This window comes from Cryobacterium sandaracinum (genome assembly GCF_004403415.1).
In the GTDB taxonomy this organism is placed as follows: Bacteria; Actinomycetota; Actinomycetes; order Actinomycetales; family Microbacteriaceae; genus Cryobacterium; species Cryobacterium sandaracinum.
This window is the reverse complement of record NZ_SOGO01000041.1, coordinates 19457-45560: the sequence shown is the minus strand read 5'-3', so window position 1 is coordinate 45560 and position 26104 is coordinate 19457. Positions and strand designations below refer to the sequence as shown.

24 protein-coding genes are annotated in these 26104 nt (G+C 69.5%); 11 read left to right on the top strand and 13 right to left on the bottom strand.

The annotated features are described in order from the left end of the window. Positions 1-35 precede the first annotated feature (35 nt). The 4 genes from E3T25_RS15100 to E3T25_RS15085 all read left to right on the top strand — a co-directional run bounded on the left by E3T25_RS15100 (position 36) and on the right by E3T25_RS15085 (position 5860). A complete protein-coding gene (locus E3T25_RS15100) occupies positions 36-1058 on the top strand; it encodes a 3-oxoacyl-ACP synthase III (RefSeq protein ID WP_134375175.1) in 1023 nt (340 codons plus the stop codon). After that, positions 1055-3868: an alpha/beta fold hydrolase gene (locus E3T25_RS15095; RefSeq protein WP_241980913.1), complete on the top strand. Its 2814-nt coding sequence runs from the start codon at positions 1055-1057 to the stop codon at positions 3866-3868. The genes E3T25_RS15100 and E3T25_RS15095 overlap by 4 nt, the downstream gene beginning before the upstream one ends. Before the next feature lie 103 nt (positions 3869-3971). Continuing rightward, complete coding sequence (locus tag E3T25_RS15090) at positions 3972-4940, top strand: NAD-dependent epimerase/dehydratase family protein (RefSeq protein ID WP_134375173.1); 969 nt, start codon at positions 3972-3974, stop codon at positions 4938-4940. A gap of 146 nt (positions 4941-5086) precedes the next feature. Beyond that, positions 5087-5860 (top strand): ABC transporter permease, encoded by a 774-nt coding sequence (locus tag E3T25_RS15085; protein ID WP_174843003.1) that lies wholly within the window; start codon positions 5087-5089, stop codon positions 5858-5860. Positions 5861-5922: 62 nt separating this feature from the next. Here E3T25_RS15085 and E3T25_RS15080 read toward each other — a convergent pair whose 3' ends face one another. Beyond that, the gene (locus E3T25_RS15080; RefSeq protein ID WP_104099917.1) at positions 5923-6360 is read right to left on the bottom strand and encodes an Lrp/AsnC family transcriptional regulator; all 438 of its coding nucleotides are present in this window, start codon (positions 6358-6360) and stop codon (positions 5923-5925) included. Positions 6361-6707: 347 nt separating this feature from the next. Here E3T25_RS15080 and ddaH point away from each other — a divergent pair, with 347 nt between their 5' ends. Beyond that, positions 6708-7586: a dimethylargininase gene (ddaH, locus tag E3T25_RS15075; RefSeq protein WP_134375171.1), complete on the top strand. Its 879-nt coding sequence runs from the start codon at positions 6708-6710 to the stop codon at positions 7584-7586. 8 nt (positions 7587-7594) lie between these two features. Continuing rightward, positions 7595-8851 carry an ornithine--oxo-acid transaminase gene (gene rocD, locus E3T25_RS15070; protein WP_134375185.1) on the top strand — a complete coding sequence of 419 codons (1257 nt, stop codon included), beginning with the start codon at positions 7595-7597 and terminating at the stop codon, positions 8849-8851. Between the two features lie 108 nt (positions 8852-8959). On the opposite strand, the gene E3T25_RS15065 is transcribed toward rocD, so the two are convergent. The 4 genes from E3T25_RS15065 to E3T25_RS15050 form a co-directional block, all read right to left on the bottom strand. Further along, positions 8960-10219, bottom strand: a complete 1260-nt coding sequence (locus E3T25_RS15065) for an alpha-hydroxy acid oxidase (protein ID WP_134342538.1) — start codon at positions 10217-10219, stop codon at positions 8960-8962. Positions 10220-10235: 16 nt separating this feature from the next. Beyond that, on the bottom strand, positions 10236-11036 hold the full coding sequence (locus E3T25_RS15060; protein ID WP_104099915.1) for a FadR/GntR family transcriptional regulator: 801 nt from the start codon (positions 11034-11036) through the stop codon (positions 10236-10238). 322 nt (positions 11037-11358) lie between these two features. Continuing rightward, entirely contained in the window at positions 11359-11718 is a 360-nt protein-coding gene (locus tag E3T25_RS17570) for a glycerophosphodiester phosphodiesterase family protein (protein WP_233191235.1), read from the bottom strand. A 151-nt stretch (positions 11719-11869) separates the two neighbouring features. Next, complete coding sequence (locus E3T25_RS15050; RefSeq protein ID WP_104099914.1) at positions 11870-12265, bottom strand: sortase; 396 nt, start codon at positions 12263-12265, stop codon at positions 11870-11872. Positions 12266-12381: 116 nt separating this feature from the next. On the opposite strand from E3T25_RS15050, the gene E3T25_RS15045 reads away from it, so the two are divergent. Beyond that, the gene (locus E3T25_RS15045) at positions 12382-13848 is read left to right on the top strand and encodes a peptide MFS transporter (protein ID WP_134375169.1); all 1467 of its coding nucleotides are present in this window, start codon (positions 12382-12384) and stop codon (positions 13846-13848) included. Between the two features lie 241 nt (positions 13849-14089). On the opposite strand, the gene E3T25_RS15040 is transcribed toward E3T25_RS15045, so the two are convergent. Both E3T25_RS15040 and E3T25_RS15035 read right to left on the bottom strand, forming a co-directional pair. After that, positions 14090-15403, bottom strand: coding sequence for an MFS transporter (locus E3T25_RS15040; protein WP_134375167.1), 1314 nt, complete (start codon positions 15401-15403; stop codon positions 14090-14092). A 5-nt stretch (positions 15404-15408) separates the two neighbouring features. Further along, positions 15409-15813 carry a MarR family winged helix-turn-helix transcriptional regulator gene (locus tag E3T25_RS15035; RefSeq protein WP_233191233.1) on the bottom strand — a complete coding sequence of 135 codons (405 nt, stop codon included), beginning with the start codon at positions 15811-15813 and terminating at the stop codon, positions 15409-15411. A 192-nt stretch (positions 15814-16005) separates the two neighbouring features. Here E3T25_RS15035 and E3T25_RS15030 point away from each other — a divergent pair, with 192 nt between their 5' ends. Both E3T25_RS15030 and E3T25_RS15025 read left to right on the top strand, forming a co-directional pair. Continuing rightward, positions 16006-16857 (top strand): alpha/beta fold hydrolase, encoded by an 852-nt coding sequence (locus E3T25_RS15030; protein WP_104099911.1) that lies wholly within the window; start codon positions 16006-16008, stop codon positions 16855-16857. 9 nt (positions 16858-16866) lie between these two features. Beyond that, positions 16867-17916, top strand: coding sequence for a lipoate-protein ligase LplAB (locus E3T25_RS15025; protein ID WP_104099910.1), 1050 nt, complete (start codon positions 16867-16869; stop codon positions 17914-17916). A gap of 24 nt (positions 17917-17940) precedes the next feature. Here the strand turns inward: E3T25_RS15025 and E3T25_RS15020 are convergent, their stop codons facing one another. Further along, positions 17941-18273: a GNAT family N-acetyltransferase gene (locus E3T25_RS15020; RefSeq protein WP_104099909.1), complete on the bottom strand. Its 333-nt coding sequence runs from the start codon at positions 18271-18273 to the stop codon at positions 17941-17943. A gap of 34 nt (positions 18274-18307) precedes the next feature. On the opposite strand from E3T25_RS15020, the gene E3T25_RS15015 reads away from it, so the two are divergent. Both E3T25_RS15015 and E3T25_RS15010 read left to right on the top strand, forming a co-directional pair. Beyond that, positions 18308-19303, top strand: a complete 996-nt coding sequence (locus E3T25_RS15015; RefSeq protein WP_134375165.1) for a DNA-methyltransferase — start codon at positions 18308-18310, stop codon at positions 19301-19303. After that, positions 19300-20226, top strand: coding sequence for an LLM class F420-dependent oxidoreductase (locus E3T25_RS15010; RefSeq protein ID WP_134375163.1), 927 nt, complete (start codon positions 19300-19302; stop codon positions 20224-20226). The genes E3T25_RS15015 and E3T25_RS15010 overlap by 4 nt, the downstream gene beginning before the upstream one ends. A 119-nt stretch (positions 20227-20345) precedes the next feature. Here E3T25_RS15010 and E3T25_RS15005 read toward each other — a convergent pair whose 3' ends face one another. From E3T25_RS15005 to E3T25_RS14985, 5 genes are all read right to left on the bottom strand, one after another. Further along, positions 20346-21374, bottom strand: coding sequence for a LacI family DNA-binding transcriptional regulator (locus E3T25_RS15005; protein ID WP_134375161.1), 1029 nt, complete (start codon positions 21372-21374; stop codon positions 20346-20348). 40 nt (positions 21375-21414) lie between these two features. Beyond that, positions 21415-22827 carry a GH1 family beta-glucosidase gene (locus tag E3T25_RS15000; protein WP_104099955.1) on the bottom strand — a complete coding sequence of 471 codons (1413 nt, stop codon included), beginning with the start codon at positions 22825-22827 and terminating at the stop codon, positions 21415-21417. Between the two features lie 41 nt (positions 22828-22868). Next, on the bottom strand, positions 22869-23711 hold the full coding sequence (locus E3T25_RS14995; RefSeq protein ID WP_104099905.1) for a carbohydrate ABC transporter permease: 843 nt from the start codon (positions 23709-23711) through the stop codon (positions 22869-22871). Continuing rightward, on the bottom strand, positions 23708-24694 hold the full coding sequence (locus E3T25_RS14990; protein WP_104099904.1) for a carbohydrate ABC transporter permease: 987 nt from the start codon (positions 24692-24694) through the stop codon (positions 23708-23710). Before E3T25_RS14990 ends, E3T25_RS14995 begins: the two co-directional genes overlap by 4 nt. A 113-nt stretch (positions 24695-24807) precedes the next feature. Next, complete coding sequence (locus tag E3T25_RS14985) at positions 24808-26085, bottom strand: ABC transporter substrate-binding protein (protein WP_104099954.1); 1278 nt, start codon at positions 26083-26085, stop codon at positions 24808-24810. Between the last annotated feature and the right edge of the window lie 19 nt (positions 26086-26104).

Below are 26104 nucleotides of genomic sequence, written 5' to 3'. Positions count from 1 at the left end.
CTGACCACTGCTGCAATTCGACAGGGGATCCACAGTTGGACGGTAACGCAACGACGACGCACCGCAATGTCGCCCTGCTGTCGGTGGCGACCGAGCTCGCCCCGCAGGTCACGACCTCGGTGGACATCGATCGTCGCCTGCAGCCGGCCCTCAAACGGCTGAAGCTGCCGAGCGGCCTGCTCCAGCGGGTGGCGGGCGTGCACGAGCGCCGTAACTGGGCGCCCGGCCAGGCCTTCGACGACGCGGCCGTCGCGGCCGGCACTCGCGCCCTGGCCGCCGCCGGCATCCAGCCGGGCCAGGTCGGCCTGATGATCAACACCTCGGTGACCCGCAAGCACCTCGAGCCCTCGGTGGCCGTGCGCATCCACCACGGCCTCGGCCTGCCCTCCTCGGCCACGAACTTCGACATCGCGAACGCCTGCCTCGGTTTCGTCAACGGCATGACCCTGGCCGCACAGCTGATCGACTCCGGCCAGGTGCAGTACGCCGTGATCATCGACGGGGAGGACGCCGACGAGATCCAGACCAACACGATCGAGCGCCTCGGCCGCCCGGACATCAACCGCAAGGACTTCATGAGCGAGTTCGCGAGCCTGACGCTCGGCTCCGGCGCGGCCGCGGCCGTGCTCGGTCGGGCCGACGCGCATCCGGAAGGGCACCGCATCCTCGGCGGCGTGACCCGCGCCGCCACCGAGTTCAACGGCCTCTGCGTCGGCAGCGTCGACGGCATGTTCACCGACGCCAGGGCGCTGCTCAAGGGCGGCATGGAGCTCGTCGTTTCGGCCTGGACCGAGGCCAAACGCGACTGGAACTGGTCGGGCATGGACCGGTACATCCTGCACCAGGTGTCGGACGTGCACACCGACGCGATCGTGAAGGCGACCGGGCTGGACCGCAGCCGGGTGCCGCTCACCTACCCGCTGTACGGCAATGTGGGGCCCGCGTCGATCCCGATCACCCTGGCCGAGGAAGCCGCGCGGCTCAGGACCGGCGACCGGGTGCTGCTGATGGGCGTGGGCAGTGGCCTGAACACGGCCATGATGGAACTCGCCTGGTGAAGCGCGGCTCTGCCCCCGTGTCCTACCGTCTCCCGCGCGCCGCGGCGACGCCGGCGCCCGCGTCCCTGCCGCCGGCCGGCCTGTCGGGGCTCGATGCCGCGTTCTCGCGCCTGGTGCCGGTCGTGTCGACCGCCTCCGGGCATCCGGTCACCCGCACCTGGCACCTGCTCGACAACGCGGAGCGTCTCGCCGAGCTGGGCGTCACCCCCGTGGGCACGGTGCTCTGCGTGCACGGTAACCCCACCTGGTCCTACCTGTGGCGCGAGTTCGTCACGGCGGCGACGGATGCGGCCTGTCACGGCGGCGAGGCCTGGCGCGTCATCGCCGTCGACCAGCTCGAGATGGGCTTCTCCGAGCGAAGCGGCGCGGTGCGCCCGCTCGCCACGCGCGTGCGGGACCTGGGCGAGCTCACCGACACCCTCGGCCTGGCTGGCCCGGTGGTCACCTTCGGTCACGACTGGGGCGGGTCGATCTCGCTCGGCTGGGCCGTCGACCACCCGGACGTGCTCGCCGGGGTCATGCTGCTGAACACGGCCGTGCACCAGCCGGGCGATGCGCCGGTGCCGGCCCCGCTGCGGCTGGCCCTGCGGAGCAGCGTGCTCGGCTCCGGCACCGTGGCCACGCCGGCGTTTCTGGAGACGACACTGGCACTGGCGCACCCGCCGCTTCCGGCCGCGGTGAAGCAGGCGTATCGCGCGCCCTACCGCGGCGCGGCCCGCCGCGGCGGGATCGGCGCGTTCGTCGCCGACATCCCGGTGCATGGCGCACACGAAAGCGCGGCCGAAATCGCCCGCATCTCCGGCGGCATCCGTGACCTGACCGTACCGGCCCTGATGCTCTGGGGCCCGACCGACCCGATCTTCAGCGATCGCTACCTCGACGACCTCGTGGACCGCCTGCCGCACGCGGACGTGCATCGCTTCGAGGGTGCCGGGCATCTCGTCATGGAAGACGTCGACTACGCCGCGGCCGCCCTGACCTGGCTCGGCGACCGCGCGGTGCCTGCCGCTGCAATCGCCGCTGCCGCCTCCGCCGCTTCCTCCGCTGCCCCTCAGGTTGCCGTTTCGGTCGAACAGGGTGTGGACGGCTGGGCGGCCGGCGAGCGGCATCCGCTCTGGCACTATCTGGACGAACTGCAGAACAGCGACGAGACCGCGCTGATCGACATGGCCCCGCCCGGGGGCGGCGCACCCCGCGTCGTCAGCTGGCGCCTGCTCTCCCGGCGGGTGCGGCAGCTCGCCTGCGGCCTCGATCGTATCGGCGTGCGGAAAGGCGACCGGGTCTCGCTGCTCGTTCCACCCGGCGCCGACCTGACCGCGGTGCTCTACGCCTGCGTGCGGATCGGCGCGATCGTGGTGGTCGCGGATGCCGGCCTCGGCCTACGCGGGCTGACCCGCGCCGTGCGCGGCGCGCGCCCCGACCACGTGATCGGCGCCGCCCCCGGGCTGCTCGCCGCCCGGGCCCTCGACTGGCCCGGCCAGAAGATCTCCGTGGCGCGGTTTCCCCGCGCCGCCATGCGCGCCCTCGACATCTCCGCCACCCTCGCCGAGCTGATCGCGCTCGGCGGGGACGAGCAGCTTCCGCCGCCGCCGGAACCCGGAGACACTGCCGCCGTGCTGTTCACCTCCGGCTCGACCGGGCCGGCCAAGGGCGTCGTCTACACGCACGGCCAGCTCGCCGCGGTCAGCCACGCGCTGTTCGCGCAGTACGGCGTGGGCCGCGGCACCGGCCTGGTGGCCGGCTTCGCCCCGTTCGCGCTGCTCGGCCCGGCCCTCGGCGCCCGTTCGGTGACCCCGGACATGGACGTGACGAAGCCGAAGACCCTGACCGCCGCATCCGTCGCCGCCGCGGTCGCCGCCATCGACGCGACCGTGGTATTCCTGTCGCCGGCCGCGCTGGCCAACGTCGTGGCCACCGCCGGCAGCCTGACCGCCGCCGACCATGTCAGCCTCGCCGGCGTGTCGAGCTTTCTCTCCGCCGGTGCCCCCGTCTCCGAGCCACTGCTCGCGGCCGCGGCCCGGCTGATGCCGTCGGCCTCCGCACACACGCCCTACGGCATGACCGAGGGGCTGCTGATGGCCGACATCTCGCTCGACGGCATCCGCGAGGCGATGGCCACGGCGACCACGCCGGGGGTCTCGCCGTCTGCCTTGTCCTCTGCCGCGACGGCGACGGATGCCCCGGCCGGTCCCGGCGGGGTCTGCGTCGGCCGCGCGACGGCGACCACGCGCATCCGCACGAGCGCCCTCGACGCCCAGGGGCACGCCACCGGCGAGCTGTCGGAGGCCGCCGGGGTCACCGGCGAGATCGTGGTCTCCGCGCCGCACGTCGAGGACCACTACGACCGCCTGTGGCTGACCGACCGGGCCGCCCGCAGCGGCGCCGTGCCCGGTGAACGCTGGCACCGCACGGGCGACGTCGGGCACTTCGACGACGCCGGACGCCTCTGGGTGGAAGGGCGCCTGCCGCATGTGATCACGACGGCGACCGGCGTCGTGACCCCGGTCGGTCCCGAGCAGCGCATCGAGTCCGTCGCAGCGGTGGCCCGGGCCGCCGTCGTCGGGGTTGGGCCGACCGGCACCCAGCAGGTGGTCGCCGTGGTCGAGACCCGCACGCCGACCCGCCGGGTCGCGCTGGCCGACCCCGGGCTGGCCGCCGCCGTGCGTGCCGTCGCGGGGCTGCCGCTGGCCGCGGTGCTGGTCGTGCCGCACCTGCCCACGGACATCCGTCACAACTCGAAGATCGACCGCACCCGGCTGGGGCGCTGGGCCGGCGGCATCCTATCCGGCGCGCGGATGACCCGCCCGTGAGGCGCCTCTCGCGTCACGCGCAGGCTGCGCCCCTCCGCTGCCGGCACGCCACGCGCGCAGCGACGCAGCACCCGCGCAGCACATTTTCGCCGACGGTGCTGCCGTGAGGGTGCTTGTCACCGGGGCCAGCGGCTTCCTCGGCCGGGCCGTCGCGGCCGAGATCGCGGCCGCCGGACACGAGGTGCGAGCCTTCCAGCGGCGCCCGTCGGGCGTGCCCGGCGTGACCGACCTGCTCGGCTCGGTCACCGCGCCCGCCGAGGCCCGGCGCGCCGTCACCGGAATGGACGTGGTCGTGCACCTGGCCGCCAAGGTGTCCCTGGCCGGCAGCCCGGCCGAGTTCGCCGCCGTGAACGTGGGCGGCACGCGCACCCTGCTGGCCGCGGCCGCGGATGCCGGAGCCTCCCGCTTCGTCTTCGTGTCGTCGCCCTCGGTCGCCCACACCGGGGCATCCATTGTCGGCAGCGACGCCGAGCCGGCCGACCCGGCCGAAGCCCGCGGTCCCTACGCCCGCACCAAGGCCGAGGCCGAACTGGTCGCCCTCGCCGCGGATTCGGCCGCCCTGCGCGTGGTCGCCGTGCGGCCGCACCTGGTCTGGGGCCCGGGAGACACCCAGCTCGTGGCCCGGATCGTCGAGCGTGCCCGCGCCGGACGCCTGCCGCTGCTCGGCCACGGCGCCGCCCTGATCGACACCACCTACATCGACAACGCCGCCACGGCCATCGCGGCAGCCCTCGATCAGGCCGACGCCGTGCACGGCCGCTCCTACGTGATCACGAACGGGGAGCCGCGGCCGGTCGCCGAACTGCTCGCGGGCATGTGCCGGGCCGCCGGCGTGCCGGCGCCGGCCTGGCGGGTCCCGGCCGGGGTTGCCCGCGGTGCGGGGGCGCTGATCGAGGCGGCCTGGCGCATCCGTCCGGGCGCCGACGAGCCGCCGATGACCCGGTTCCTGGCCGAGCAGCTCTCGACCGCGCACTGGTTCGACCAGCGCCGCACCCGGTCCGAGCTGCGGTGGACGCCCGCGGTGAGCCTCGATGAGGGCTTCCGCCGCCTCGCCGCCTCGTACGACGGCTAGCTTTCTCGGGCACTGGCGGCCTCAACGGATGCCCAGGGCCGTCCATGCGATCGCCAGCGCCCCTTCCGCGCGCTGACGGAGCCCAGTCGTTGACGGATTCCGATCACCGGGGCCTGCCGGGCGCGGCGGCTCGCTAGGCTCGTCACGTGACCTGGCCCCGCGACCTCCCCGCCCAGCTGGCCGGACTGGCGCCGACCCTGCTCGGGATCGCGCTGCTCATCGCGATCGTCACGCTGGTGCTGCGCGGCTACCGGGTGCCGCATCCGTTCGCACCGGCCCTCGCCGTGCTGCGCGGCGCCCTGCAGCTCGCCGCGATCAGCCTGATCCTCAGCGGCATCATCTCCAACCCGTTCTGGGTCGGCGTGGGTCTGGCGGTCATGTTCACCGCTGCGGTCGGCACGGTCACCCGCCGGATCGGCGCCACCCGGCGGCACGCGGCCTGGGTGGCCGCCTCGATGGGCCTGGGCGTGATGGTCACCCTCCTCGTGGTCTTCGGCACCGGCGCGCTCGAGTTCACGCCGCGCTACGTGTTGTCGTTCGGCGGCATCATCATCGGCAACGCCATGTCGATCGCCACGCTCTCCGGCCGGCGCTTCACCGAGGGCGTGACCGAGCACTGGGAGGAGGTCGAGGGCTGGCTGGCCCTCGGCGCCACCCCGCGCCAGTCCACCCGAGAACTGGCCTGCCGCGCGGTGTACTTCGCCCTGATCCCCTCGACCGACCAGACGAAGACCACCGGGCTGGTCACGCTGCCCGGAGCCTTCGTGGGAGCGATTTTCGGTGGAGCCTCGCCGCTCGAGGCAGGGCGGTTCCAGATCGTGGTGCTTGCCGGCATCCTCTGCGCCGGATCGATCGCGGCGGTCGCCCTGATCCACCTGCTGGCCCCCGTGACCCGGCGCCCTGTCCCGGTGCCGGGCTAGCGACACGCGCCGCGCTGATGTCCTCGGCGCCGGCCGGTCCGATCCTGCTGGGAGCCGGGCGGCTACTCGGCGGAGCGGTGAATCAGCCGGGAGAGCACGATCGCGCTGCGGGTGTGGTCCACGTTGGGTGCCAAACGCACCTTTTCCAGCGCCGCCTCCAGACCGGGGATGTCCCGGGCCCGGATGTGCACGATGGCGTCGGCGCTGCCCGTGACGGTTCCGGCGTCCACGACCTCTGGCACCCCGGACAGGATGCGCAGTAATTCCTCGGGCGCCACGGTGCCGCGGCAGAACAGCTCGACGTAGGCCTCGGTGCTCATGCCGTCGATGGCCGGATCCACCTGGATGGTGAAACCGCGGATGACGCGGTCGGCCACGAGCCGGTCGACCCGGCGTTTCACGGCCGACGCCGAGAGTCCGACGACCGAGCCGATATCGCCGTATCCCGCCCGGGCGTTCTGGCGGAGCAGGTCGAGAATGCCACGGTCGAGGTTGTCCATGCCGAGAGTCTAGGGGGCATCGTTGCGCTGGCGCACGCATTAACGCAGAAAACCCGCGCCCGATAGCGCAATTCACTGGATAGCTGCGCCGTGGCGAGCGGACCAGCGGGCGGACGTGCGGCATCCGTCATCGCCCGTTGTGGCGGAAAACTGCGTGAGGGGCCGGACGCGCGCACGTTTTCGGCGCAGAGTGGGGTGCACATCCGATTCGTGCTGTGTGAGACTAAGTATGGCGTCTCTGCCCAGGCGTTTCGTGTCGGCAGAGCTCTCGTGAGTGACCTGGTCCGCCATCCACCCCGCCAGCCGACCTCACCCGAAGGGGGCGGATGGCCGCCGAAGGAGTCACCATGTCGACCAACCTCACCGCCCCGAACCTGGACGAGCTCGTCTCGCCGGCCCTTCCCGTGCGCACGCCCGTCAGGCGCACCGTGCTGATGTGCAAGCCCGAATTCTTTTCCGTCGTCTATCGCATCAACCCCTGGATGGATCCCGCCATCCCGACGGACACCGCGCTCGCCGTCGCCCAGTGGCAAACGCTTCACGACACCTATGTCGGCCTCGGCTTCGACGTGCACCTGATCGAACCCGTCGACGGCCTGCCGGACATGGTCTACGCGGCCAATGGCGGATTCGTCATCGACAACATCTCCTACGGCGCGGCCTTCACCTACGCCGAACGCCAGCCGGAAGGTCCGGCCTACATGGACTGGTTCGGTGCCAACGGCTTCGACGTGCGCGTGCCGGCGGAGATCAACGAGGGCGAGGGCGACTTCCTGCTCGTGGGCGACGTGATCCTCGCGGGCACCGGGTTCCGCAGCGCCTCGAACAGCCATGAAGAGGTGTCGGCGATCTACGGCCGCCCCGTGATCACGCTCAACCTGATCAATCCGAGCTTCTACCACCTCGACACGGCCATCGCCGTGCTCGACGCGTCGCCGGCCACGGGCAACGGCGAGATCGCCTACCTGCCGAGCGCGTTCGACGAGCCGAGCCTGGCCATCCTGCGCGAGCGATTCCCGGACGCCATCATCGTCGCCGAGGAGGACGCGGCCATCCTCGGCCTCAACTCCTATTCCGACGGCTACAACGTGGTCATCGCCGCGCGGGCGAAGGGCTTCGAGGCCCAACTGCGCGCCCGCGGCTTCAACCCGATCGGGGTCGACCTGTCCGAGCTGCTGCTCGGTGGAGGAGGCGTGAAGTGCTGCACCCTGGAGCTGCGCCGATGACCGACCCGATGACCGACCAGGCCACCGACCAGGCCACCGCCCCGGCCGCCGCGCTCGGACAGGCCGCGTATATCGCGCTGGAAGACGAGCACGCGGCCCACAATTACCATCCGCTGCCCGTGGTCGTCGCGTCCGGCGACGGCGCCTGGGTGACGGATGTCGACGGCCGCCGCTACCTGGATTGCCTGGCCGCGTACTCCGCGGTCAACTTCGGCCACTCCAACCCGCTCCTGTTGGACGCCGCTCGCGAGCAACTCGGTCGCATCACGCTCACCAGCCGCGCCTTCCACAACGACCAGCTCGGCCCGTTCGTGACCGCGCTCGCCGAGCTCTCCGGCAAGGACATGGTCCTGCCGATGAACACGGGCGCCGAGGCGGTGGAGTCCGGCATCAAGGTGGCCCGCGCCTGGGGCTATCGGGTCAAGGGCGTCGCCGCCGGGATGGCGAACATCATCGTGGCCGGGGAGAACTTTCACGGCCGCACCACCACGATCGTCAGCTTCTCCGACGACGAGTCGGCCCGTAAGGATTTCGGGCCGTTCACGCCGGGGTTCCGCACGGTTCCCTACGGAGACGCCGCGGCCCTCGAGGCTGCGATCGACGCGAACACGGTCGCGGTGCTGCTCGAGCCCATCCAGGGCGAGGCCGGCATCGTCGTGCCGCCGGCCGACTACCTGCCGGCCGTGCGCGAGATCACGAACCGCCACAATGTGCTGTTCATCGCCGACGAGATCCAGTCCGGCCTCGGCCGCACGGGAGCGACCTTCGCTTGCGACCTGGTGGGCGTCGTTCCTGACCTCTACCTGCTCGGCAAGGCACTCGGCGGCGGCATCGTGCCGGTCTCGGCGGTCGTCGGCAATCGGGACATCCTCGGCGTGCTCCGCCCCGGCGAGCACGGCTCGACCTTCGGCGGCAACCCGCTGGCGGCGGCCGTCGGCCTCGCCGTGGTGAAACTGCTGGCCACCGGCGAGCAGCAGGAGCGCGCGCGCGTTCTCGGCGCCCGCCTGCACGACGGGCTGACCGGGTTGATCGGCCAGGGCGTCGTGGCCGTGCGTGGCGCCGGCCTCTGGGCCGGCATCGACATCGACCCGACGCTGGCCCCCGGCCGGGTGGTCTGCGAGGCCCTCTTGGCCCGCGGCGTGCTCGCGAAGGACACCCACGGCTTCACCATCCGGTTGGCCCCGCCGATCGTGGTCTCCGAGGCCGACCTCGACTGGGCGGTCGAGCAATTGGCCGCCGTGCTCGCAGAGCTCGCCGCCGCGTAGCCGAGCCGCCGAGTTATCCCGCTTGTGCCGAGTTGACCCGCTGGAACGGGTCAGCTCGGCACAAACGCCGACACTCGGCGAGGTGCGACCGGCCGGGCGGCCACGACACTACACGCCGACGGATGCCGCCACCGGCTGCGCGATGCGGCCGAGGCGTGCGAGCTGGGTGACGTGGCCCGGCTCGAGCTCCTCCAGGCTGTTCACGCCGAGCAGTCGCATGGTGCGGGAGACCTGCTCGGAGAGGATCTGGACGGCCCGGTCGACGCCGGCCTCGCCGCCGGCCATCAGGCCGTAGAGGTAGGCGCGGCCGATCAGGGTGAAGCGGGCACCGAGGGCAACGGACGCGACGATGTCGGCGCCGCTCATGATGCCCGTGTCCAGGTGCACCTCGTATTCGCTGCCGACCTCGCGCACGACGTTCGGCAGCAGGTGGAACGGGATCGGGGCGCGGTCGAGCTGGCGCCCGCCGTGGTTGGAGAGGATGATGCCGTCCACGCCGAGGTCGGCGAGCGTGCGCGCATCCGCCAGGCTCTGTACGCCCTTGACGACGATCTTGCCGGGCCACTGCGCCTTGATCCAGGCCAGGTCCTCGAAGGTGACGGTGGGGTCGAACATGGTGTCGAGCAGGTCGGCGACTGTGCCGCTCCAGCGGTCGAGGCTGGCGAAGGCGAGCGGTTCGGTGGTGAGGAAGTTGATCCACCACTCCGGCCGCGGCAGTGCGTTGATGACCGTTCCGGCGGTCAGGGCCGGCGGGATCGAGAAACCGTTGCGCTTGTCGCGCAGGCGCGCGCCGGCCACGGGCACGTCCACAGTCACCAGCAGGGTGTCGTAGCCGGCCTTCGCGGCCCGGTCCACGAGCGCCATCGAGCGGTCGCGGTCCTTCCACATGTAGAGCTGGAACCAGTTGCGCCCGTGGGGGTTCGCGGCCTTGACGTCCTCGATCGACGTGGTGCCCATGGTCGACAGGGAGAAGGGAATGCCGGCCCGGGCCGCGACGTGGGCGCCCGCGATCTCACCCTCGGTCTGCATCATCCGGGTGAACCCGGTCGGGGCGATTCCGAAGGGCTGGGCCACGGGGGCGCCGAGCACGTCCCAGCCCGTCGACACGGCCGACACGTCCCGCAGGATCGACGGGTTGAACTCGATGTCCTCGAAGGCCTGGCGGGCACGGCCCAGCGACAGCTCAGCCTCGGCGGCGCCGTCGGTGTAGTCGAACGCGGCCTTGGGGGTGCGCTTCTTGGCGATGTCGCGCAGGTCGTAGATGGTGAGCGCGCCCTCGAGGCGGCGCTTCTTCGCGTTCAGTTCGGGGGTCTTGAAGTGCATCAGCGGGGCAAGGTCTTTGATCTTCGGGATGCGTCGTTGAACCATGGTCGAAGGGTCCTTTCTATCGGGCCACCGGGTGCCCGTTGGCATCCGTGTGGTCGTTGGCGAAGAGGTCGGGCAGGTGGTTGGCAAGGTGGGTTTCGGCGTAGTAACCCGCGATATGGGACTGCACGAGGCTGCGGGCGGCCGGGGGATCGCCGGCCTCGATCGCGCCGAGGATCGCGCGGTGTTCGGTGCGGAGTCGGGCGGAGGTGTCGGGCCAGGAAGTGAGGCTGGTCGCGCCCGCCCGCACATAGCCCTCGATGGCACTGCGCAGCCCCGCCATCGTGGCGGTCACGACCTGGTTGCCCGATGCGGTGGCCAGGGCCAGGTGGAACGCGGCGTCGAGGGCCAGGAATTCCCCCTCGGTCAGCGCGGGAGACTCCATGGCGCAGAGCAGCAGCTCGGGCGTCGTCAGGTCGGGGTGCAGGGAGGCGTTGGCGTCCATGGTGGAACTGGCCTGGGCGGATGCCTCCGCCAGCTCGGTCACGACCGAGGCCTCGAGCACCAGCCGGGTCTTGACCACGTCAGAGACGGGGAACCCCTGCGCCGCCACCTGCAGACGCATCAGCGCCGACATGCCGCCGCCGGGCAGGGCCACGATGATCGCACCCGCCGTGGGCCCCGACCCGGCGGACGTGCGAAGCAGCCCGAGCACTTCGAGCACCCGGATGGCCTCGCGCACGCTGGACCGTCCGACGCCCAGCTCGGCGGCGAGGGCCCGCTCGGGCGGGAGATGGTCACCCGGGCGTAGTCGCCCACTGAGGAGATCCAGCTCGATGTTCTGCAACACGACTTCCCAGGCACGGCGTTCGATGCTCATGGGCTCCTCCTCGACGTTGGGGTGGCATGCGGTGTGCCCGGCGGGGATCATGCGTCGGGCGGTGTGGTCTGACCACACGCTACACGACGCGCCCGATGCGCACCAGCGCCCGGGGCGCATCCGTCACCGGGTATACGCCGCCGGCACCTTCAGGCCGCACTCAGGCTGGTCAAGTCCGCGGTCTCGTTCACCGTCCACGGGACGACTGGGAGGCCGAGGCCGCCTAGGTTCGGGCTGGATTCGGGCTGCCCGACGCCCGGTCAGGAATCCCCGCTCGATCGGGCCCCCAGGGTCAGATCCGGGGCGATTTGCCGGGTGAGGTTCAGTGACGCCCAGTCGAAGCTCTGCAGGACTGACCGATCCGACTGCCGGGGGTGTTCGCCTGCTCAGGGAAGCCCGGCGACTGCTGGTAGCCGCAGTCCAGGGTGCGGATCTCGGCCAGGCTCAGGTCGCGCACCCGGTCGTCGGCATAGGGAAAGGCCGAGTCGCCGGGGAACGCGGGCGCGGCGTCGGCGCATTTGCTGGACGTCATCACGTCGTCGTGCCACACCACCACCTGGTTGGCACTGGACAAATGGGTGTCCAGCTCGAGTGTGCTCACACCCAACTCGGGAGACCCGGCGAAGGCGGTCAGTGATTCCTCGGTCCACTGGCCGCGGCCGCCGCGATCAGGATTGAGCACATTGCGTGGTTCCCCTGGAGTTGCGTGAACCGGCGGCAGTCCGCCTCCGGTTCTCCACGCTGCGAACCGGACGTGGCCGGGGTGGAGAGGTCGTTCCGAGCGCTGACCGGGCCTGGTCACGGCGGCGGGCTCCGTGCGAACGCAGAGGATCTCAGATGAAGAGCAGCACGATGCCGAGCACGCCGGACGCGGCACCGATGCCGAGCAGGATCAGGCCGGTCAGGCGCAGTGCCCGGCCCTCGGCCTCCGGGGTGTGGGTGCGACACCGGGAGGGGGTGCGGAGGCTGAACCAGACCGGCACGTCGTCGCCGGGCGCGAGCCCGTGCGTCTCGTGTGTGTTCGCCGGGCACTCGTGCACCTCGCCGTCACGGTCGAACCAGCGGATGACCGTTCCGGCCCGGGAGGACGCGATGACGCCATCCGTCAGTACCCAGCGACCCTTCACGCCGCGCGCGACGAGACCGGCCGCGAAGAGTGCCCCGCCGACGGCCAGGCCGATCAGAGTCAGCACCTCGCTGAGGAGGGAAACGAGCGAGAAGGTGTCCACGTTGCCCCTTCCCGGTCGTCGTAACGGTACGGGCAAAATCGTACCGTGCCCTCCGGGCCGGATGCCGCGACCCTGCCGATGCCCCCAGGTCTGGGGGCACACGGTAAGGTCAAGCAATGAGCTCGGTCGTTGAACAATCCCCCACCCGTGACGACCGAAGCTTCCTCGGACAGCCTCGCGCCCTCGCCAACGTGTTCGGCGTCGAGATGTGGGAGCGGTTTTCGTTCTACGGGATGCAGGGCATCCTGCTGCTCTATTTGTACTACTCCGCGGCCGACGGCGGCCTCGGGATCCCGCAGGCCACCGCGGCAGGAATCGTGGGGGCCTACGGCGGCGGCGTTTACCTGTCGACCATTCTGGGAGCCTGGGTGGCCGACCGCCTGGTGGGCTCGGAGCGGGTGCTCTTCTGCAGCGCCATCGTGATCGCGGTGGGGCACGTGGCACTCGCTCTCCTGCCGGGCCTCGGCGGCGTGGCGACCGGGCTCATCCTGATCGCGCTGGGCAGCGGCGGGCTCAAGGCCAACGCGACCAGCGTCGTGGGCGCGCTCTACGCCAAGGACGACCCTCGGCTCGACGCGGGCTTCTCGCTCTTCTACCTCGGCATCAACCTGGGTGCCTTCTTCGGGCCGGTCCTGACCGGCCTGCTGCAGACGACCCTCGGCTTCCACTACGGGTTCGGGCTCGCCGCCGTGGGGATGGCGATCGGCCTGGTGCAGTACTCCTTCGGCCGCAAGCGCCTGCCGGCCATCGTGCACGAGGTGCCGAACCCGCTGCCGGCGTCGCGCCACGCCGGCTACCTCTGGGCCGCGATCGCAACGACCGCCGTGATCGTGGTGCTGGTCCTGCTCGGCGTGATCACGGCATCCGGCCTGGTCACCATCGTTATCGCGCTGACCCTGATCGCCACGGTCTGCTACTTCGTGGTCATCCTGCGCAACCGTCAGATCACCGCCCTCGAGCGCAAACGCGTCTACGCGTTCATGCCGCTGTTCGTGGCCAGTGCCGCGTTCTGGTCCCTCTCCCAGCAGCAGTTCACGGTGGTGACCATCTACACCGACGAACGGCTCAACCGCGACGTGTTCGGCTGGGAGCTGCCGGTGTCGTGGGTGCAGTCGTTCAACCCGGTCTTCATCATCCTGCTCTCGGGTGCCTTCGCCGCGCTGTGGACGCGCTGGGGTTCCCGTCAGCCGTCCACCCCGGTCAAGTTCGCGTTCGGCACCGCGCTGATGGGTTCCGCGTTCCTGCTGTTCCTCCCGTTCGTCGACGGCGGCCCGAATTCGACGCCACTGCTCGCGATGATCGCGATCCTGTTCGTGCTCACGGTGGCGGAGCTTCTGATCGGACCGGTCGGCCTGGCCGTCACGACGCGGCTCGCCCCGGAACCCTTCAAGACCCAGATGGTCGCGCTGTTCTTCCTCTCGATCGCCCTGGGCACCGCGGTGTCCGGCTGGCTCGCCGAGTGGTACACATCGGTGTCGGAGACGGTCTACTTCAGCGTGATCGGCGGGGTCGCGATCGTGCTCGGGCTGTTGCTCGCACTGATCGCCCGACCGATCCTGCGGCTGATGAACGGCGTGCGCTGACCGGCATCCGTCAGCCGAGTGGATGCCAAGCGATTCGTTGTGTTGCGCCCCACAGGCTCAGAGCCGGCTGCACCGCGCGGACTCTGTTCAGCAAGGGGGGCGCGGTGTCCGGTGTTGAACCAATTCGACGGAGAATCTGAGCGAAACCTGCTTTTTCGGGCCTTATGGCAACGATTTGGGCAGAATCTCCGTCGAATTCGTTCGGGGAGAACTGCCGCCAGGCTCGTCGGGTCTCACTCCGCTAGCGCGTCGCCGTGGCCTCGACGATCGCGATTTCGCGGGTGGCGGTCTCGGCGGTGCGGCCGTCTCCGTCGTGGTGCACCCGCATTCGTGGGGTCATGCCCCGGCGGAACCGTACCCGCAGGCTGCGGTAGCGCACCATCCAGAAGAGCACCGCCCCGGCCGCGAGGAGGCCCGAGAGCGCGGCCACGCCCAGCGCCCAGCGCGGGCCGAACTGGTCGGCTACCCAGCCCACCAGGGGCGCCCCGAGTGGCGTGCCGCCGGCGAAGATCGCCATATAGAGCGCCATCACCCGGCCGCGCATGGCCGGCCGCGTCGTGGTCTGCACGTAGGCGTTCGCGGTGGTCATCAGGGTCAGCGAGGACAGGCCGACGAAGGTCAGGGAGATCGCGAAGGTCAGGTAGTTGGGCATCACCGCGGCCACAGCGCAGGACAGGCCGAACGCGAAGGATCCGACGATGACCAGACGCAGCCGCGGCCGGCCGCGACGGGCGGCCATCAGCGCGCCCGCGACGGAGCCGATGGCCATGATCGAACTGAGCAGCCCGAACTCGCTGGCACCCATGCCGAACTCGACCGTGGCCATCGTTGCCGTGAAGATCGCGAAGTTGAAGCCGAAGGTGCCCACCAGGAAGACGGTGATCAACACGACGATGATGTCTGGCCGGCGGGACACGTACCGGAAGCCAGCCATCAGCTGTCCCCGCTCGCGGGTGGCCCGCGGCTGCGGCCTCAGCTGAACGGTGCGCAGAAGAGTCATCGCGAGCACCGTCGCCGCGAACGTCGCCGAGTTGATCATGAAGACCCAGCCGGCGCCGACGGCGACCGTGAGCAGCCCCGCGGTGGCCGGTCCGATCAGCCGGGCGCCGTTGAACGATGCGGAGTTGAGGGCCACGGCGTTCGGGAGGTCGTTGTCGGAGACCAGCTCCGACACGAAGGTCTGGCGGGCGGGGGCGTCGATCGCCGCGACGATCCCGAGGCCCAGGGCGAAGAGGTAGACGTGCCACAGCTCCGCGACTCCGGTGACGGTGATCACACCGAGGCCGAGGGCGAGCAGGCCCATCAGGGTCTGCGTCAGGATGAGCAGTCTGCGCCGGTTGAACCGGTCCGCGATGAGGCCGGACCAGGGCATCAGCACGAGCTGGGGCCCGAATTGCAAAGCCATCACGATGCCCACCGCGGTGGCGTTGTAATCGGTCAGTTCGGTCAGCACGATCCAGTCCTGGGCCGTGCGCTGCATCCAGGTTCCGATGTTCGACACGAGGGCCCCCGCGAACCAGATTCGATAGTTCGGGATGCTCAGGGAGCGAAACATGTTGTTCAACTGTTGGCGAGTTCCTTCATGATGTCGACGGCCTCGGTGAGGATCCGGCGCTGGTCGGGGCTGAGCGTGACGATGCGCTGGGCGAGCCAGGCATCCCGGCGTTTGCGCGTCTCCCGCATCAGGGTGCGCCCCTGGTCGGTCACCGTGAGCACCACCTTGCGGCCGTCGTCGGCAGAGCCGGCCCGGTTCACGAGGCCAGCCTCGACCAGCGCGTTGACCGTGCGATTCATCGACGGCGGCGTGACCCGCTCGCGTTCGCTGAGCTCGCGGAGGGTGAACGGGCCATGGAAAAACAGGGTGCCGAGGGCCGAGAACTGGCTCGAGCTGAGCTCATTGTCGGCCTTCTCCTGCCGCAGGCGGCGGGCCAGCCGGCCGTTGGCCAGCCGGAAATCGTGACTCAACTCGGCTACCGTCGCACGTCGACCAGGGGAGACCTCCGGCGCAAGCACGTGAGATGTCGGTGAAGATTCCATAGCTACCCACCCTAACCACTTAGCCTCGCTAAGTATTCCCTGCTCGCAGCCTAGTTCAGGATCGACGGCAAAGAACCGGAATCCAGAGACGCGCGGGGCGAGTCCTGCCAGACTGGCCTCGTGCCTACCTACACGGATGACTTTGGCGTCTCGATCACGTATTTCACCTGGCCGGTCGATCGCCCGCGGGCAATCGTGCAGCTCGCTCACGGGGTCGGTGAGCATGCGCAGCGGTATGCGGAGCTCGCCACCCGACTGAACACGGCCGGCTACACGGTCTACGCCGACGACCACCGCGGCCACGGCCAGACCGGAGTGCACCAGTATGACGGCGACCTGTCCCGCCTCGGCCGCCTCGGCCCCGGCGGACTGCGCGCGGCAGTGGCCGGCGTACGCCAGCTGAGTGGGATCATCCGCGCCACTCACCCTGACCTGCCGCTCGTGCTGCTCGGCCACAGCTGGGGGTCCTTCATGGTCCAGATGATCGTCAACGCGCACGCCGCCGATTACGACGCGGTCGTGCTCAGCGGCACGGCCTACCGGATGCCCGGCTACCTGGACAGCGGCGACCTCAACCGCCGACACAAGCACCTCGGCGACACCGGGGTGGAGTGGCTCAGCCGCGATCCAGAGGTGGCCCGCGCTTTCATCGCCGACCCGCTCACGACCACGACCCCGCTGGCCAAGCTGTTCGGGCTGCGAGAGGCGGCGCGCCTCTTCGGCAGGCCGGGCCGCGACCTGCCGCCGGGCCTGCCGCTGCTCATCCTGGTCGGCGGTGACGACATCGTGGGCGGGGAGCGCAGCGCTCGCAGGCTGGTTCGGGCCTATTCCGGGCGGTCGGGACTTCGGGACATCCGGGTCATCACCTACCCCGGTGCCCGCCACGAGGTGTTCAACGAGACGAACCGTGAGGATGTCTTCGACGACCTGATCGGGTGGCTGGCCAAACGTTTTGCCGTGCGCGCCGATTAGGCTGGCGTCATGCACGGTGAATATAAAGTTCCAGGCGGCAAGCTCGTCGTCGTCGATCTCGATGTCGTTGACAACACGATCGTCGACTTCCGGCTGGCCGGTGATTTCTTCCTCGAGCCCGACAGTGCGCTCGGCGACATCAACGCGGCCGTGAACGGCCTGTCCGCCGACAGCGACGCGGTCAGCATCGCCGCCGCAGTGCGCGCCGCGCTCCCGGCCCATGCCACGCTGCTCGGGTTCTCGCCCGAATCGGTGGCGGTGGCCATCCGTCGCTCCCTCGCCCAGGCCAGCGGCTGGCGCGACTACGAGTGGCAGCTGATCCACACCAAGGCTGTCGCTCCCGTCATGCAGATGGCGCTTGACGAGGTGCTCGCGATCGAGGTTGGCGAGGGGCGCCGCAACCCCACGATGCGGATCTGGGAATGGACGGAGCCGGCCGTCGTCATCGGCAGCTTCCAGTCCCTAAAGAACGAGGTCGACCCGGTCCAGGCCGCCAAGCACGGCTTCACCGTCGTGCGCCGGATCAGCGGCGGCGGCGCCATGTTCATGGAAGCCGGCTCGGTCATCACCTACTCGATCTACGCACCGACCGACCTCGTTCAGGGCATGACGTTCGCTGACTCCTATGCATTCCTCGACGAGTGGGTGCTCACGGCGCTCAAATCCCTCGGCATCGACGCTTACTACCAGCCGCTGAACGACATCACGAGCCCCAAGGGCAAGATCGGCGGGGCCGCGCAGAAACGTCTCGGCAGCGGCGCCGTGCTGCACCACGTCACCATGAGCTACGACATGGACGGCGACAAGATGGTGCAGGTGCTCCGCATCGGCCGGGAGAAACTCAGCGACAAGGGCATCACGAGCGCCGCGAAGCGCGTCGACCCGCTGCGCAGCCAGACCGGCCTCAGCCGGGATGCGATCATCGACCGGATGAAGGCGACCTTCACCGGGCTCTATGGCGCCGTCGCCGGAGAGATCACCGAAGCGGAATATGCCAGGGCGACCGAGCTGGTAGAGACCAAGTTCGGCACCGAGGAGTGGATCGGGCGGGTTCCCTAGGCCACGGGGCCGTCAATACGCGGGCTACCGTCCGCGCGTGAGCAGGTCCTGGTACTCGGCGTGCAGGTCGATCCAGCGCACAACGTAGGGGCACACCGGCACGACCGTGAGCGTGGTGCGGGTGCGAACATCGTCGAGCGCCTGCTCGACGAGGATGCCCGCCAGACCTTCGCCCCGGTGCGCCGGGTCCACCTCGACGTGGGTGAACAGCACATCCTGGCCGGCGACCTCGTAGTCGGCGAAGCCCACGGTGGTGCCGGCGAGCTCGAGCGTGTACCGGGCCAGGGCCGGTTCGTGACGGAATACGACCGAGTCGGATTCCCCGGTCGTTTCCGGGGATGCTGCATCTGGTGTCATCCCCTCAGCGTAGGCTGCCTGACACAATGAAGGAATGCCGATCGCGTGGTCTCCCTCCTCCCCCAGCCGTGTCGTCCACGCGAACAACCTCGAGGTTCTGCCGCAGCTGCCCGACGCGGCCTTCACGCTGATCTACCTGGACCCGCCGTTCAACACGGGGCGCAAGCAGAACCGGCAGACCACGACGTCGGTGCGCGCACCGGCGAGCCCGGTATCCGTCGCCCTGGGTGCGGACGCCGCGGGCATCATCACCGGCTTCAAGGGCCAGCGGTATGAGCGGATCAAGGGTGACCTGCTCGGCTACGACGACCAGTTCGAGGACTATTGGGCCTTCCTCGAGCCGCGCCTGATCGAGGCCTGGCGCCTCCTGTCCGATGACGGCACCCTCTACCTGCACCTCGACTACCGCGAGGCGCACTACGCCAAGGTGTTGCTCGACGCCCTCTTCGGCCGGGACTGCTTCCTGAACGAGCTGATCTGGGCCTACGATTACGGCGCGAAGTCGAAGAACCGCTGGCCGACCAAGCACGACACGATCCTGGTCTACGTGAAGAACCCGGCCCGGTACTACTTCGACTCGACCACGGTCGACCGTGAGCCCTATATGGCGCCCGGTCTGGTCACCCCCGAGAAGGTCGCGAAGGGCAAGCTGCCGACGGATGTCTGGTGGCACACGATTGTGTCGCCCACCGGCAAGGAAAAGACCGGGTATCCCACCCAGAAGCCCGTCGGCATCCTGCGCCGTATGATCCAGGCGTCCAGCCGCGAGGGGGACTGGGTGCTCGACTTCTTCGCCGGCAGCGGCACGACGGGCGCGGTTGCCGCGGCCCTCGGCCGCCGCTTCGTGCTGGTGGACCAGAACCCCGAGTCGATCCAGGTCATGCGCACGCGCTTCGCGCTGCTGCCCGCGGTGGAGTTCCTGCCCGGCGGATTCGAGCCGGCCGTGCCCGAGCCGGCCGCGCCGGAGCCGGCCCAGCCGGCGCTGTTCGATTTCGGCGCCGACCGGCCCGGGGCGAGGCTGGGAGCATGAGGCTTCGCATTTTCACCGAACCGCAGCAGGGTGCCTCCTACGACGACATCCTCGCCGTGGCCCAGGCCACGGAGACGCTCGGCTTCGACGCGTTCTTCCGCTCCGACCACTACCTCGCGATGGGAGACACGGCTCCCGTGCTGCCGGGGCCGACGGATGCCTGGACCACCCTGGCGGGCCTCGCCCGGGAGACCCGGCGCATCCGCCTCGGCACTTTGGTCTCGTCGGTGACCTACCGTCCGCCGGGGATCCTCGCGATCCAGGTGGCGCAGGTCGACCAGATGTCGGGCGGGCGGGTCGAGCTCGGCCTCGGCACCGGCTGGTTCGAGCAGGAACACCTGGCCAACGGCATCCCGTTCCCTGCCAAACGGTTCGGCATGCTCGAGGAGCAGCTGGAGATCGTGACCGGGCTCTGGGAGACCCCGGTCGGCGACCGCTACAGCTTCGCCGGCGAGCACTACACGCTCGTCGACTCGCCCGCCCTGCCCAAGCCCGTGCAGGCCCGCATCCCGGTGATCGTGGGCGGTGGCGGCGCCAGGCGTACCCCGGCCCTGGCTGCCCGCTTCGCCACCGAGTTCAACCTGCCGTTCCCGGATTTCGCGGATGTCCCGGCCAAGTTCGCCGGCGTGCGCGCTGCATGCGCGGCCATCGGTCGCGATCCCCGTGAGCTGGTGTACTCGGCGGCGCTGATCGCCGTCGCGGGCGCGAACGAGGCAGACTTCATTCGCCGGGCCGCGGCCGTGGGCCGGGAACCGGCCGAGCTGCGGGCGCACGGCGTGGCCGGCACGGCGTCCGAGGTCGTGGACCGCCTCGGCGCCCTCGCCCACGACGGGGTCGAGTGCGTCTACCTGCAGATCATGGACCTGTCCGACCTCGGCCACTTGGACTTCATCGCCCGCGAGGTCATGCCTCAGCTGGCCTGACCGCCCTGCCCGTCCTGCCCGTCCCGCCGGTATTGCCGGTGCGCGGGTGCTGCGCCGCTACGCTGCCGGCGCGCCACGCGCGCAACGGCGCAGCACCCGCACCGGGGAAGCCGCGCGTGTCACGCCGACTCGCGTAGCACCAAACGGGTCGGCATGAGGGTGCGGTGCGGCATGCTCTCGTCGGCGGCGAGCCGGCGCAGCAGAATGTCCGCCATCGCGTAGCCCATTTCCTCGGAGGGCTGGCTCACCGTGGTCAGCGGCACCGGGCCGCTCGTCGCGGCCGGGCTGTCGTCGAACCCGACGATGGCCACGTCGCCGGGCACAGAGCGGCCGAGCTCACGCAGCACATCCACCGCCCCGGTGGCCATCAGGTCGCTCGCCACGAAGAGGCCGTCGATGTCGGGGCACCGCTCCAGCAGCCGGCGGGTGGCTGCCGCGCCACCGGCGGCCGTGAAGTCGGCGAGTTCGACGGCATCCGCGGGCAGCCCGGCCCGCTCCAGCGTGCGCTCGAACCCGGTGAGGCGGTCGATGCCGGCCGGCATGTCCACCGCGCCGGCGATCGAGCCGATGCGGCGGCGCCCGATGTCGACGAGGTGCTGGGTGCCCGTCTCGGCGCCCGCCGCGTTGTCGACGTCAACGAAGTAGGCGGCGAGGTTGTCCGCGTTCGACGGCCGGCCGCCGAAGACCACCGGCATGGTCTTGTCGAGTTCGGCCACGAAGTCGTCGCCGGTGTGGTGCGAGATGATGAGCGCCCCGTCGACGTTGCCCGAGCGCAGGTAGCGCAGAGTCTTGTGCCGTGGGTCGCTCGACGCAACGAGCAGGTTGAGCGTGTAATCACTTTGGTCGAGTCGGCGGGTGATGCCCTGCACGACCGCGGCGAAGTAGGGGTCACCGAAGAACCGGGTCATATCCTCAGGCACGACCAGGGCCACGGCCTCGGTCTGCCGGCTCGCGAGCGAGCGGGCCGCCCGGTTCGGAACATAGTTGAGCTGGTTGATGGCCTCCGTCACCGAGGCGACGATCTCTGGGCTGACCCTGGTAGACCCGTTCACGACCCGGCTCACGGTGGCCCGGGAAACCCCGGCCACCTCGGCCACCATTTCCAGGGTGGGCTGCGAAGGACGGACCTGGCGCACACTCGTTATCATGACGCCATTATATTTTGCCCGCATCCCTCGCGGTTCCGGTTCAGGAGAGGGCGCGGTTGCGGATGATCTCGGCGTAAGAACGTCCGCTGTCCTTGACGGTGCGCTCCTGGGTCTCGTAATCGACCCGCACGATGCCGAAGCGCTTCTCGTAGCCCCAGGCCCACTCGTAGTTGTCCATCAGCGACCAGTAGAAGTAGCCCTTGACGTCGACTCCCTCATCGATCGCGTCGAGGATGGCGCCCAGGTGGTCGGTCAGGAATACGGTGCGCCGGGCATCCGGAACACTGCCGTCCGCGGCGACGACGTCGTCGAACGCCGCGCCGTTCTCGGTGACGTAGAGGCTCGTGCCGGTCGGGGCGGCGTAGTCGGTGTTCACGCGAACGAGCAGTTCGCGTAGCCCGTCGGGCTGCACCTCCCACTCCATGGCGGTCAGCGGCAGCCCCTGCGGGTGGTCGTAGACGCCGTCGGCCGCCGGGAACGGCGACCGGGTGGGGCGGTCGGTCGGGGCCTGGGCGAGCAACGGATGTTCGGCCGGGCGATCACTGACCAGGTCGCCGTGGTAATAGTTCACGCCGAGGGTGTCGATCGGCTGGTTGATCTGGGCCAGGTCTCCCTCGTGGATGAAATCGGTCAGCCCGTACTCGGCCACGTCCTGGAGCACATCCTCCGGGTAGAAGCCGCGGAAGACCGGGTCGAGGAAGATCCGGTTGAACTGCCCGTCGATGCGGCGCGCGGCATCCACGTCGCCCGCATGCGTCGGATCGACCGGCTTGGCGACGGTGAGGTTGAGCGTGATGCCGAGCTCGAGCTTCGAGTCGCGTTCGCGCAGCGCCTCGACGGCGAGGCCGTGCCCCAGGAGCAGGTGGTGTGCGGCGGCCAGGCCGTCCCGGGGGCTCTGGCGCCCGGGCGCGTGGGCGCCGGCGGTGTAGCTGAGGAAGGAGGAGCACCACGGCTCGTTGAGAGTGGTCCACACGCCCACGCGGTCGCCGAGGGTGTCGTGCACGGTGAGGGCGTAGTCCCGGAAGCGTGCGGCGGTGTCGCGGTTGGTCCAGCCACCCTTCTCCTCGAGGGCCTGCGGCAGGTCCCAGTGGTAGAGGGTCAGCCACGGCTTGATGCCGGCGCCGAGGAGCTCGTCGACCAGGCGGGAGTAGAAGTCCACGCCCTTCGGGTTGACCGGCCCGCCGTCGGGACGCACCCGGGCCCAGGAGGTGGAGAAGCGGTAGGTCTGCAGCCCCAGGTCCTTCATCAGGGCGACGTCGCCCTGATAGCGGTGGTAGTGGTCGCAGGCGACGTCGCCGTTGTCGGCCTTGAGGACAGCACCCGGCACGCGGCTGAACGTGTCCCAGATGGAATCCGTGCGGCCGTCCTCATGGGCGGCGCCCTCGATCTGGTAGGCGGCCGTCGCCGCCCCGAAGAGGAACTCGGGCGGGAAGGAACGAACGTGTGAGGTCATACCCATATTCTCGGTGATTGTTTCGAGTGTTCCGAACGAGGTCATCCCTTGACCGCGCCCTGCATGATTCCGGCCACGAGCTGCTTACCCAGGAAGATGAAGACCAGGATCAGCGGGATGATCGAGAGCACCACGCCGGCCAGCACGAGCGAGTAGTCGACGTAGAAGGCGGCCTGCAGCTGCTGCAGTGCAACCGGGAGGGTCGGGTTGCCGGGGCCGAGCACGATGAACGGCCAGAAGAAGTTGGTCCAGGTGCCGATGAACGTGAACAGGGCGAGCATCGCCGCGGCCGGGCGGGCGGCCGGGAGACCGATGTGCCAGAAGCTGCGGATCATCGACGCTCCGTCCATGCGCACCGCCTCGATCAGCTCGTCGGGCAGTGCGTCGCGCAGGTACTGGGTCATCCAGAACACGCCGAACGCGGTCACCATGGCGGGCGCGATGACGGCCCAGAGGCTGCCGGTCCAGCCGAGCCTCGACATGACGATGAACAGGGGCACGACGCCGAGCTGGGTCGGCACGGCCATGGTCGCGATCACGAAGATGAGCAGACCTTCCCGGCCGCGGAACTTCAGCTTGGCGAAGGCGTAGCCGGCGAGCGTCGAGAACATCACGACGCTGAGCGACACCACGGACGACACGATGATGCTGTTGCCGAGCGCCGTCCAGAACGGGATGCTGTCGATGACCGTGGCCGCGTTGGCGATGAAGTTACCGCCCGGGATCCACATCATCCCGTTCTGGTTCAGCGCGGAGGCATCCTGGCTGCCGATCAGGAACGACCACCAGATCGGGAAGGCCGAGCCGAGGATAACCGCGATCAGGATGCCGTAGACCCAGAGGGACGGCCGACGGTCGTGCCCGCCGATGATGGTCTTGCTCATGAGATGCCTTTCGCGCGGACGCGCAGCTTGCGGTCGCCGGTGCCCGCGATGCGACGGGTGATGAGGAAGTTGATGACAGCGATGAGGATGATGATCAGGAACAGGAGCCAGGCCACGGCGGACGCCCGGCCGAAGTTGCGCTGGTTCCAGCCGAGTTCGTAGATGTACAGGGTGAGCGTCTGCCACTGGCGACTGGCTCCGCCCTGGCCGACGTTGTCGAACATGCGTGCCTCGTCGAAGATCTGCAGCCCGCCGATCGTCGAGGTCAGGATGACGAAGATGATGATCGGTCGCAGCAGCGGCAGGGTGATCGACCCGAAGGTGCGCCAGCGGTTGGCGCCGTCGATGATGGCGGCCTCGTAGTAATCGCGCGGGACGGCCTGCATGGCGGCGAGGAAGATAAGGGCGTTGTAACCGGTCCAGCGGAAGTTCACCATTGTGGCGATGGCGAGGTGGCTGGGGATCACGTCGACGTGCCAGCGCACGGGCTCGAGGCCCAGGCTCATGATCGCGCTGTTGATCAAGCCGAACTTGTCGCCGAAGAGGTCGTTGAAGATGAGTGCGACGGCGACCGGGGCCACGACGTAGGGAAGGAGCACGCCCATGCGCCAGAAGGTCTTTCCGCGCAGGTTGAAGTCGAGCACGGCGGCGATGCCGAGCGCGACGATGATCTGGGGGATGCTCGAGAGCAGGAAGATGCTGAAGGTGTTGCGCAGGGAGTTCCAGAAGTATCCCTGGCTCAGCACCGTGACGAAGTTCTCCAGGCCGACGAAGTCGCCCTGGCCGCCGATGAGGTTCCAGTCGTGCACCGACACCCACGCCGTGTACAGCAGCGGGAAGAGGCCCATGACGGCGAAGACGAGGAAGAAGGGGGAGATGTAGAGGTAGGGCGAGAAGCGCACATCCCAGCGGCTCAGTGTGTGGCTGAGGGCGATGCGGCGGATGCTGCGGGCATTCACCTCGACAGCGGCAACGGTAGTCATGAAAGTCCTTCGGTGGTTGAGCTTGGCGAGGCCCGGGTGAGCCGGTCGAGACCGGGGTCGGGCCGGCCGGGACCAGGTGGTCTCGACAGGCCCGACCGGCGGGATGGTGCTGGTTAGCCGAGCGACTCGACGTCGGTGACCCACTGAGCCCACGACTCGTCAGCCGTCATGGTGCCGTCTTCGACGCGGGTGAGCGCCTGCTGCATGGCGTCGTTGATCGCGAAGTAGAACTCGCCCTTGTACGGGGTCACGTCCACAGCGGCGGCGCGGTTGGCAAGGATCTCACCGGTCGGCGCGTTGTTGAAGAACTCGTTCGTGGCGCCGAGGAGTTCGTCGCTCTCGAGGGCTTCGAGCTGGCTCGGAAACGTGCCCTTGGACGCGAACGCCTTGAGCTGCTGCTCCGGGGCGGTCAGCCAGGAAGCGAGCTTCTGGGCCTCGGCCTGGTTCTTGGATTGCTCGGGAACGGTCAGGTACGAGCCGCCCCAGTTGCCGCCGCCGCCGGGGAACGTGTCGGCGATGTCCCAGCCGGCGACGCCTTCAGCGTTGCCGGAGATCACGCCGAGCATCCAGCCCGGGCAGAGCATCGTGGCGAAGCCGTCGTTCTGGAAGCTGGCGGTCCAGTCGTCGCTCCACTGTCCGAGGTGCGCGGACAGCGTGCTGCTGGCCTCGAGCACGCTCGTGTAGGCCTTCTTCACCTCCGGGTTCCCGGTGGCGATGATGGTGCCGTCTTCTTCTTCATAGGCGTTGGGGATCTGGTTGACGACGCCCTGCCAGGTGGCTCCGGCAGAGTCGAACCACGGCACGTTCGTGCCGGCAGCAGCGAACTTCTCACCGGCTGCGTAGTAGCTCTCCCAGCTGGTGCCGAGGAGTGCGGCAACCTCGGCGCGGTCGGTCGGAAGACCGGCGGCGGCGAACAGGTCGGAGCGGTAGCAGACGGCTTCCGGACCGATGTCGGTGCCGTAGGCGATCAGGCGGCCGTCGGCATCCGTCGCGGCCTCGGTCTTCCAGTCGAGCCAGCGCTCGTCGACGTCGTCAGAGGCGAGGTCAATGAACTGGTCGGAGTATTGGAGCAGTTCCGGCAGCCAGTCGACCTCGATGGCCTCGATGTCGCTCAGGCCGCTGCCTGCGGCGAGACGGGTCGTGAGGTTGTCGCGGGCCTCGTTGGAGGTGGCGGCCTTCTTGTGCGTGATGGTGACGTTCGGGTTGGCCTTCTCGTACTCGGCGAACAGGTCGTCATAGCCGAATTCGTTGAACGTCGCGACGGTCAGTTTGACGTTTTCGTCGGTCGACTGCTCTCCGCCGGCGTTCGCTGAACAACCGGATAGAACCAGTGCGAAGGATGCTGCTCCGGCGACTGTTACTGCAAGTGTGGTGCGCGGGAAACGCTTCACGGTCACTCCCTTGTGTGCG

Bases quoted from the DNA above. Each gene is read 5' to 3' on its own strand.
- E3T25_RS15080 (WP_104099917.1), bottom strand. From the start codon at position 6,360: ATGGACAACCTCGACCGTGGCATTCTCGACCTGCTCCGCCAGAACGCC.
- ddaH (WP_134375171.1), top strand. From the start codon at position 6,708: ATGTCGACCAACCTCACCGCCCCGAACCTGGACGAGCTCGTCTCGCCG.
- rocD (WP_134375185.1), top strand. From the start codon at position 7,595: ATGACCGACCAGGCCACCGACCAGGCCACCGCCCCGGCCGCCGCGCTC.
- E3T25_RS15065 (WP_134342538.1), bottom strand. From the start codon at position 10,219: ATGGTTCAACGACGCATCCCGAAGATCAAAGACCTTGCCCCGCTGATG.
- E3T25_RS15060 (WP_104099915.1), bottom strand. From the start codon at position 11,036: ATGAGCATCGAACGCCGTGCCTGGGAAGTCGTGTTGCAGAACATCGAG.
- E3T25_RS15045 (WP_134375169.1), top strand. From the start codon at position 12,382: ATGAGCTCGGTCGTTGAACAATCCCCCACCCGTGACGACCGAAGCTTC.
- E3T25_RS15040 (WP_134375167.1), bottom strand. From the start codon at position 15,403: ATGTTTCGCTCCCTGAGCATCCCGAACTATCGAATCTGGTTCGCGGGG.
- E3T25_RS15025 (WP_104099910.1), top strand. From the start codon at position 16,867: ATGCACGGTGAATATAAAGTTCCAGGCGGCAAGCTCGTCGTCGTCGAT.
- E3T25_RS15020 (WP_104099909.1), bottom strand. From the start codon at position 18,273: ATGACACCAGATGCAGCATCCCCGGAAACGACCGGGGAATCCGACTCG.
- E3T25_RS15015 (WP_134375165.1), top strand. From the start codon at position 18,308: ATGCCGATCGCGTGGTCTCCCTCCTCCCCCAGCCGTGTCGTCCACGCG.
- E3T25_RS15010 (WP_134375163.1), top strand. From the start codon at position 19,300: ATGAGGCTTCGCATTTTCACCGAACCGCAGCAGGGTGCCTCCTACGAC.
- E3T25_RS15005 (WP_134375161.1), bottom strand. From the start codon at position 21,374: ATGATAACGAGTGTGCGCCAGGTCCGTCCTTCGCAGCCCACCCTGGAA.
- E3T25_RS15000 (WP_104099955.1), bottom strand. From the start codon at position 22,827: ATGACCTCACACGTTCGTTCCTTCCCGCCCGAGTTCCTCTTCGGGGCG.
- E3T25_RS14995 (WP_104099905.1), bottom strand. From the start codon at position 23,711: ATGAGCAAGACCATCATCGGCGGGCACGACCGTCGGCCGTCCCTCTGG.
- E3T25_RS14990 (WP_104099904.1), bottom strand. From the start codon at position 24,694: ATGACTACCGTTGCCGCTGTCGAGGTGAATGCCCGCAGCATCCGCCGC.